The 10,253-nt window shown below is 60.3% G+C and carries 1 protein-coding gene; it reads right to left on the bottom strand.

Annotation, left to right across the window (positions count from 1 at the left end; all coding sequences use genetic code 11):
* Positions 1 to 9,179, bottom strand: a 9,179-nt coding sequence (locus FBY03_RS22775) for a peroxidase family protein (RefSeq protein WP_147174624.1), incomplete at its 3' end; no start/stop codon positions are given.
* Between the last annotated feature and the right edge of the window lie 1,074 nt (positions 9,180 to 10,253).

Raw genomic sequence — 10,253 nt, 5'->3', positions numbered from 1 at the left:
GAGAGTGTGGTCCAAACCACGTCGTTACCTTCGCCGGCTTGCTCGATGACAACATCCCCAATATCTGTGACGACATAGAAATCATCGCCGGTGCCGCCCGTCATGGTATCGGCCCCAGAGCCACCACTGAGCAAGTCATTGCCGGCGCCACCTATGAGCACATCGTTGCCCGCGAAACCGAAGAGCGAGTCGTTCCCAGCGAGCCCCTGAATCTCGTCGGCGAACGCTGTACCGTTCAACACATCGTTCCCCGGCGTGCCGACGATCAGATTAGTCACCACCGAGGTCGCCACCGAAGTCACCGTCTCCAGCGTTCCAAGGTCATCGGTGTAGGTAACCCTGACACGCAGCTGCTGCCCGGTCAGGGCCAGGGTCGGGGTGAAGGTCGCTGTGGTTGCGCCGGCGATGTTGCTAAAGACGCCGCCATTACCGGACTGCCACTGGAACGACAGCACTGGGTTGGCCGGGCCATCCGGGTCAGTGAAGGCTCTCGTTGCAGTTAGCAATTGCCCCACGTTTGGCGTGGTGTCGCTGATCAGCATGGTGCCAACCGGCGCGTCGTTGACGGAAACCGCCGAAACGGGGCCCGTCACTGCCGAGAACACCGTCTCCAGCACACCATGAGCGTCCTTATAGATGGCCTTGACCCGCAGCTGTAATCCAGCGACGTCAGCGGTAACGCGGTAGGTCTTGCCAACCGCGGTTTCCACACCTACTCCGGTCATGGTTGTGATGTTTTCGAATAGGCCTGTGCCGGTGAAATCGGCCTGCCAGTAGTAACTCACAGGCCCGGTAACCCGACCGAGACCCGGGTTGTCGGCATCGGTTACGCCTTCGACCCCTGCGCTGAGCAGCGAGCCGACTTCCGGGGTGTTGTCGTTGATTGACACCAGGCCTACGGCTTCGTTGTTCAAGCCGGCAACCAGCACTGCTGATTGATCGTTGAACTGCAACCGCTCGATACCGCTGAGTTGATCGACTCCGTCGGTCCCGACGTTGTCGATAACCGTGTAGTTACCGTTACCTCTATTGATGATGGTGTAGTCCGCCATAAGACCGGTATATGCGGCGGTGTCGAAGTTGAAACCGCCGGACCCCGGCAGGATTTCACGGACGATCTGCAGTTGCCCAGGGTTATAGAAGCCGCTGAGCATCAGCGGAACCAGAGGCCGCATGCTGTCGTAGGTGGCGATTTCCGGACCTGTCGGCAAACCATTGGCGTCGACGCCAGCGCGTACGCTGATGCGCACGTTGAGCCACTTGTCGCCGTCGATGATGTCGTCACCGGCGCGGCCTTCGATGATGTCGCTGCCATCGCCACCGAGGATGATGTTACCGGCACCGAACGAAGTGACGGGGGTAATGCCATCGCCGATGGCGTTATCGAGCAGGGCCTGCAGGCCGTTGATCAGGGCAATATTGGTCAACACGCTGCCCTGAGCGCCGGCTGTCGCGATCACCGCTGCGTCGGCATCATCGCCATGCAGGATGTCGCTGTGCTTCGAGCCCGACAAACCTTCCACTTCCTTGAAGCGCGCCAGGATACCGGCCGCTACCGGCCCTGGTGCCGCGTTGACGGCGCGAACATTAAGATCGATGTCCACCCCGGTCAGATCATCCTTGAAGGTGGCCCAGTCGAAACCGGAGGCGCCGATGTACTTGTCCCCCGGGCCTGCGCTGCCGACCATGATGTCGTCACCGCCTTCGGCGTTCATGATGTCCGGGCCACCGCTGCCGATGTAGACATCATTACCGATCACGGTATCCAGCCCGAGTGGGTCGAAGTTGTCGCCTGGGCTGCCGTCCAGGTGTCCGCCTTCGAGCCAGTCGTCACCTTCGTTACCGGCGTTCTGCTCGTCGGCGTTGCTGCCGAGGATAAAGTCGTTGCCCGGGCCGCCAAAGGTCTCGGTGCTGTCCTCGCCGTTGATGATGAAGTCCTGACCGAAACCGCCGAGGATCAGGTTGATGCCGTTGCCGCCGTGGATCACGTCGTTGCCGCCATCGCCCTGAATGTTATCGTCGCCACCGCGGTCGGTGATGATGTCGTCACCGTCGCCGCCGCGGATCATGTCGTTGCCGTCACCGCCCTCGAGACGGTCGTTGCCGGCGTCGCCCCAGATGGTGTCGTCGCCGATGCTGCCGATCAGGGTGTCATTGCCGTTGGTCCCACCCAGCACCACGTGCTCATCACCGGTGTAGTGCAGGTAGTTGGCCTCCACCGCAACGGTGTTGGGGTTGTCGCGCATCACGTCGCCGAGCGGGTCGGCACTGCCCAACCCATCATTGAACTGCCTACTCTGATCGGCCTCAAGGATCAGTCCAGGCTTCAGGAAGATCAGCCCCGGCAGGTGGGTGGCGCTGGTGTTGTTCATCACCATCTTGGCGAACGAGTTGTTCTCCAGTTCGGTGACGAAGTTCAGGCCGGCGGTACGATCCAGGTAGTAGAAGCGGTCGCCGTTCTGCAGCGCCTCCAACTGGGTCTCGAAGACGAAGTTGAAGGTCGAACCGAGCATGCCACCGAACGGCATGATGGCTTCGGCCAGACCGCCGATCCAGAAGTCGATGGCATCGACGCCGGTAGTGGTCACGCCGTTGGCTAGGTTGGCATAGGCGCCCACACTGTTGAGGAAGTCCAGGCGATCAGCGGGCTCTCCTGGACCGCCGAGCACGATGGCCGTAGCCGCAGCACGCTTGCCGTCAAGTGTGGTTTCAGCGGTGATGGTTGCGTGCGTACCGTAGGCGGCGATGAAGTTGATCAGCGACTCTGGATGCTTGAGGCTCAGCAGCAGGTCGACCCAGCTGGTGTACGGTTTCAGCTGGCTGTCGCCGGTCATGTTGTAAAACTCGCGGCGAGCCGCGTTGAACGACGGGATGCCGGCGTCACGGCCACGGGCGAGGTTGATGGCTGCCAGGTCGAGCGGCAGGCCCACCAGGTTGTTGCGCAAGGCTTCGGTGACGAACTCATCGATAGCGTTACCGGTCTGACGGGTCATGCCGCGAGCGAGCGCGCCGGCGGCTTCATCCGGGGTAGGACCGCTGTCGGCAAACGCGAGCGGGTTGAGGAAGGCGGCAATCAGGCCGATCTCGCTGTTGACGAAGTTCGGGTCCAGACGGTCGATGGTTTCGGTCAGCATCGAGTGGCCGAAGCGATAGACGGTATGCGCGAATTCGGCGACGATCGACGCGTCAATGTCCGCATCGTAGCCCTGGGTAGGACCGGTGAAGACGTCGATCTGCGGCTGGATGGTGCGCGCGAACTCCTCGAACACCAGGTGCTGGTACTGCATCTCGGTACTGAACTTGCCGACCTGGAACAGCCGCTCGCCGTTCCACACCAGCGCGTCTATCGCCGCTTGACCAACTGGTAGCGAAACGATCGGAGTCAGCAGCCACTCGTTGATGAAGGCCACATCGTTGCTCGCCAGCACCACGTCCTTGGTGTGCTCGACCATCCGGTTGTGCTCGGAGTGGAAGATGTGGTGCACCGCAGTCAGGCCAATGTTCTCGTTGACCCGCCCGTCACCGGCAATGTAGTGCGCATCGAGCAATTCGTCGTCGTAGGTGCCTGCGGCAACTGGACCACCGGCAACATCGTCGGCATCGGCCGTCAGTGCCGCCCCGGTCTGCTGATTGATCGGCACGGCGTTGTGGGCGATGTCGATGAGGAACTGGTGACCGGTGCTCACGGCATTGGTCAGATCGACTGGTGCCGCCGGATTGCCCTGGACCAACACAGTGGTGTCGTCGGCGGTGCCGGCTATGCCATCGGCGCCATTACCAGTACGGATCACCACCATCGGGTAGCCGTTCGGCCCCTTGATGAAGTTGCCGTACTGGTCGGTGGCCAACAGCGGTACATCGAACACCTGGGCATCGGTCAGGTTGATACCCAGGATGTCGCGAGCCTGAGCCTTGACCACGGCCCAGGTGGCCATGCCACCGATGGGCGCATCATCGCCGGTGCCAAAGATGCCATCGGCGCCGAGGTCGCGATTGGTAATCAGCCGGCCATTGGCTACCGGACCGTTCGGGGTGACGTCATAGGCCCGCAGGAATACCTGCTGCGAGGGGTGCGAACCGTAGGTCTGGTTTTGGTCGACGAACGGCGAGGTGGTGTTGCTGTGCTCGTGGATGTCGTCATCCGTACCGAGCACTCCGTCCGGTCCCGGCTGATTGGTGGCACGGGTCAGCACCATGAAGTTGGTCGGGCTGCCCGGCACGAACAGCGGATCGTCCGGCTGCAGCGGAATGAACACCGTACCGCTGCCGCCCTTGGTCACCAGATCGAGGCCATGGTCGAAGAACTGGCCGAAGAAGGTCATCCAAGGATTGAACGGAGCGGACAGGCCTTCGTCTGGCGCCACGTTGGGCAGAAAGAACACATCCTTATCATCGGCGGTGCCGAATATTCCATCCAGACCCGGACTGGTCACAGTGGCCGAACCCTGGGCCAGCGCTGCCGCTGCCGCGGCGACCGCCGCCGGGTTATTGGCGGTCTGGTCGACAATCAGGTTACTGATGATACGCGGCTGCGAATCCTGCACGAAGCCACTGTTCTGGGTATAGGACGTCGGGTCACCAGCGTTCTGTGGCCCGGGGCCGTCCGGATCGATCGACAGATTCTCGCCATCACGGAACTCTGGATCGAGCAAGCGCGGGAACACCGTATCGGCGGCGCCGAACTGACTCTGGCCAGTGCGTAGGTTGTTGAGATCACCGGTGACCGTACGCAGGCCGAGCGGCGAACGCTCGTGCGGTAGCAGCGACAGCAGGTCCGCACCCGCCGCATGCTGTTCGGCGATCTTGATCGAGTCGAGGATGAACTGCAGGTCCGAGCGAATCAGGTGGATACCCGGGCTGCTGGTGCTGGACTCCGCCGGTAGCGGCGCCAGCGGTGCCACTGGCGCACCCGCTGCGACATCCGCTGTCGGCGCCGAGAAGACATTTTCGAGCACGCCGTTGCCGTCCTGGTAGACCGCCCGTACCCGGATATTCAGGCCCTCCAGGTCAGGGGTGACCTTGAAGCTCTGTCCTACGACCGGCAGGCCGCCGAAGGCCAGGATGTCCTCGAAGAAACCATCGCCGGGAATCAGTTCGACCTGCCAGTAATAGGTGACCCGGCCGGTGACTGCACCACTCGGGTTGGCACCACTGACATTGTCGCCGTCCGTCACTCCGGCTACCGAGGCGACCAGGGTCTGGCCCACTTGCACCGAGCCGATGACATTCACCTGGCCCACGGGGGCGGTGTTGCCACCCAGGACAGAACCCGGGGTCTGCTGCACCAGCACACCATTGACGTTGACATAGGCCACATCGTTGAACTGCAGGCGCTCGATATGGGTGAGGCGGTCGACGCCATCACCGTCGACGAAGGTATCGGTCACCGTGATGATGTCGTCGTTGATATTACCGGGCGTGCCGTTGTTGTTGACGTTAATGATGTAGTCGGCGAAGTTGCCGGTGAACATGGCCGTATCGAAACCGCCGGCCCCGCTCACTAGCTCACGTACGATCACCAGTTGCCCGGGGTTGTAGGTGCCATTGAGCATCAGCGGCACCATGGGTTTCATGCTGGTGAAACTGGCGATCTCAGGGCCGCTGCCGTCGATGTTGGCGCGCACGCTGATGCGCACGTTCAGCCACAGGTCGCCATCGATCAGGTCGTCGCCACCACGACCTTCGATGATGTCGCTGCCATCACCGCCGAGAATGATATTGCCCGCGCCAAACTGGTCGTCGGCATTGCCGAGAATGCCATCAGGGCCAGCAGCGGCAGTGCCGAGGAAGGCCCGCAAGCCAGTAATCAGGTCAATGTGATTGTTGGTCAGCACACTGCCGTAGGCACCAGCGGCGGCAATCTGCGCCGCATCGGCATTATCGCCGCGCAGCTGGTCGGCAAAAGCCGAGCCGGACAGGCCTTCCATCTGGGCGAATTTGGTGGTGATGGCCGCTATCGACGGCGACAGCGGAGTCTCGTTGAAGGCGTTAGCGAAGAAATCGACGCTTACGCCAAATTTGCTGTCCTTATAGGTCGCCCAGTCAAACCCGGACATGCCCTTCATCTTGTCCGGGCCGCTGCTGCCGACCATGATGTCGTCGCCGCCCTCGCCGATCATTTCATCGAAGCCGCCGTCACCGAGGAAGACGTCGTGACCGATGATCGAGTCGGTGCCGAACGGGTCGAAGTTGTCGCCGGGCGCACCATCCTGACTACCGATCTCGATCCAGTCGTCGCCCTCGTTCCCGGCCATCTGCACGTTCATCTTGCTGCCGAGAATGAAGTCATTGCCTTCGCCGCCAATCACCTCGGAGACGTCCTCACCGGTGATGACGAAGTCGTTGCCCTTGCCACCGATGATCAGATTGGCACCTGGGCCACCGTGGATCACATCGTTGCCGTCACCTCCCTTGATGACGTCATCGCCACCCATGTCGGTGATGATGTCGTCGCCGGCGCCGCCCTGAATTTCATCGTTGCCGTGCCCACCCTCGAGGCGGTCATTGCCCGCATCGCCATACAGGGTGTCGTCGCCGATGCTACCGATGAGGATGTCATTGCCGGCGGTGCCGCCAAGTACCACGTGCTCATCGCCGGTGTAGCGCAAATAATTGGTATCCGGGCCCACAGTAGCTGGGTTGTCGCGGATCACCAGCGGCATCAGCGGGTCGCCGCTGTCGGGATCGGCGCTACCCAATCCAGCATTGAACTGCTTGGTTTGATCGACTTCGAGAATCAGCCCCGGGGTGAGGAACAGCAGTCCCGGCAGGTGGGTCGCATCGGTGTTGTTCATCACCAGTTCGGCGAAGGAGTTCTGCTCCAGCTCATGGACGAAATTCAGTCCAGCCAGGCGGTGCAGGTAGTAGAAGCGGTCGCCATTCTGCAGCGCCTCAAGCTGGGTTTCGAAGACGAAATTGAAGGTCGAACCGAGCATGCCGCCGAACGGCATTTTCGCCTCGGCCAAGCCACCGATCCAGAAGTCGATAGCATCGAGACCCGTGGTGGTGACCCCGTTTGCACCGCTGGCCCAGGCACCGGTGCTATTGAGGAAGTCGAGACGATCCGCAGGGGCGCCAGCGCCGCCGAGCACGATAGCCGAAGCCGCCGCACGCTTGCCGTCCAGTGTGGTAGCGGCAGTGATAGTCGAGTGAGTGCCGTAGGCAGCGATGAAATTAATCAGCGATTCGGGGTGTTTAATGTGCAGCACGAAGTCGCCCCAGCTGGTGTAGGGCTTCAGCTGTGCGTCACCCGTGCCGGCATAGAACTCCCGGCGCGCCGCGTTCAAGGACGGCACCCCGGTATCACGGCCACGGGCGATGTTGATCGCCGCGAGGTCGAGCGGTAGGCCCAGGACGTTATTGCGCAGAGCTTCGGTGACGAATTCGTCGATTTCGTTACCGACCTGGCGGGTCACACCGCGGATGATGGCCCCAGCCGCCTGATCGGGAGTGGGGCCGCTCGCGGCAAACTCCAACGGGTTGAGAAAGGCGGCGATCAGACCGATCTCACTGGAGACGAAGTTCGGGTCCAGACGGTCGATGGTCTCGAGCAACATCGAGTGACCGAAACGGTAAACCGTGTGCGCGAACTCGGCGACGATCGATGGATCGATGGTGTCATCGAAGTCAACGAAGGCATCGACCTGCGGCTGAATGGTGCGCGCAAACTCCTCGAATACGATGTGCTGATACTGCATCTCGGTGCCGACCTTCGCGGCCTGGAACAACCGTTCACCGTTCCACACGAGTGTGGAAAGATCGGCGGGTATTGCAGCGACAGGCGTCAGCAACCACTGATTGAGGAAGGCCACATCACCTGAGTCGAGAATCACCCCCTTGGTTTGCTCAACCAGACGGTTATGCTCGGAGTGAAAGATATGGTGCACCGTGGTCAGGCCGATGTTCTCGTTAACCCGGCCATCGCCAGCGATGTAGTGGGCGTCGAGAAGTTCGTTGTCGTAGAAGCCTGCACCGACTGCCCCGCCGGCAACGGCGTCTGCATCAGGTGTAAGCATGTTGCCGTTCTGACCCACAGGCACAGCGTTGTGGGCGATGTCGATCAGGAACTGGTGATTGGTGCCTATCGCGTTGTCCAGGCTGATGCCCAGCCCGCCATTAGCGCTGGGGTCACCTTCGACCAGGACGTTGCCCGCCATCACCACCTGCGGATAGCCGTTGGGGCCCTTGATGAAGTTACCGTACTGATCGGTGGCGAGCAGCGGCACGTTGTCGAATTGAGCATCGGTCAAATTGATGCCGAGAATGTCGCGCGCCTGCGCCTTGACTACCTTCCAGGTGGCCATGCCGCCGATTTCCGTATCGTCGGCAGTACCGAACTTGCCATCGGCACCGAGGTCGCGGTTGGTGATCAACTTACCGGTCGCAACCGGCTTGCCTTCTGCATTCAGCGCATAGGCGCGCAGGAATACCTGCTGCGAGGCATGCGAGCCATAGGTCTGGTTCTGATCGACGAATGGCGAGGTGGTGTTTTCGTGCTCCACAGTATCGTCGGCCGTGCCGAGAATCCCATCCGCGCCAGGCCCCGCAACCTGCGTGGCCCGGGTGAGCACCATGAAATTGGTTGGACTACCCGGCACGAAGAGTGGGTCATCCGGCTGCAACTGCATGAACACCGTGCCATTGCCGCCCTTGGTGACCAGATCAAGGCCATGATCGAAGAACTGGCCGAAAAAGGTCATCCACTGGTTGAAAGGCGCAGAGAGCCCCTCGTCCGGGGCAATGTTCGGAATAAGGAAAACATCCTTGTCGTCGAGCGTGCCGAATATGCCATCGAGACCGGGGCTCACAACAATCGAAGCGCCATCATTGCCCGCCGCAGCGGCCACTGCCGCCGGGTTATTGGCGGTCTGATCGACAATCAGGTTGCTGATGGTGCGCGGCTGCGAGTCGAACACCAGACCACTGGTCTGGGTATAGGAGGTTCCATTCTCTGCTGCGTTGAATACCGGGGTGAGCAACCGAGGAAACAGCGTGTCGGCAGCACCGAAATCCGTACGCCCGTCGATCAGGTTATTGAACGATCCATCGACGGTGCGTAGTCCAAACGCCACTTCGGTGTTTGGCACCAAATCGCGAAGATCCGCACCCGCCGCATGGGCTTCAGCGATCAGTATCTGCTGAAGGATGAATTCGAGGTCGGATTTAATGAAGTTGGCCATGATTGCTTCCTCAATGCTGACTGCAACCGGTCTAAATCCAGGCTGCAAAAAATCCACTCCGCATTTTTGCGAAGAGACTGAAAACTCGGTTTTTCAGGCGATGCCCTCAGCCACACCGCGCGCAACGACTCGCGGTCTTCAGTGGTCAGCTATCGAGGACGATGTCCCTGGAATGCTCTAGCCGCTCGGGCGGAGCTTTATCGCAGGTGGGGAGGCGGTCCACGGAGGTGGGCCGATAGAACGAACTTAAGGCATACCGCCATCATGTAGGCGAGCTTGGCTCTGTCCACGGTGTTACTCCTGAGTCGTGCGTTGGCAGAAACGGATGACGGCGCCCTCTCACCTTCGCCATGCATCCGTTAAATCAATCACGCTCCCTTCACAGCTTTTTAACGCTCCTTTCACACTCTCTAGAAAAGTTCCACACCGGGGTGTTGTCAAGGAATCGACACTAAATAATATAAAAACACACTGATTCAGTATTTTATTGTTTTTAATAGTTTTTTTATTAATCACCGTGTTCGATTCAGTGCACATCGACGAGTCGGGTTAGCCGCCAAGCGGTGTCCGCTAGCCGTTGCCCAGGCTGCTGCTCGGGTCAGAGGACCAGAACAGCAGCCATATACCGAGCATCCAGGCACTGGATGAGGCTCGACCTTGTAGTAAGAACGAGACAGTTCGCTCGTACTTCAGCATTTGGGGGCTTAGGGCGGGTTGGCTGACAGCCGCGTGGATCGAATCAGAAGCGACGGCACGGCCATCACAGCGAGTTTCAGCGTCCTTGATTGATAGTGACTGCTCACAGCTGTTCCGCCCTAGCAGTTCGATCTAACGCACAGCAGCAAGTCTGCAAGTCTGCAAGTCTGCAAGTCTGCAAGTCTGCAAGTTAGCCTTGCTGAATCACGCAATCGACTAGTTGCCAAGCGGTATCTCAGCGGAATTTCACAGACGTAAATTTTCACACTAAAAAAACGGAATGCGGCATTGCGCCGCATTCCGCATCTACTTGTGGCTAGCTCTGCTCTGGTGGCCTCCTCACACCGCCAGGATAAAGTCTGCTTGGGTGATGGTGGT

Origin of the sequence: Pseudomonas sp. SJZ079, assembly GCF_007993865.1 — a bacterium.
Lineage (GTDB): Bacteria > Pseudomonadota > Gammaproteobacteria > Pseudomonadales > Pseudomonadaceae > Aquipseudomonas.
Note: the sequence above shows the minus strand (reverse complement) of the source record. Positions and strands in the feature narration are given on the sequence as shown.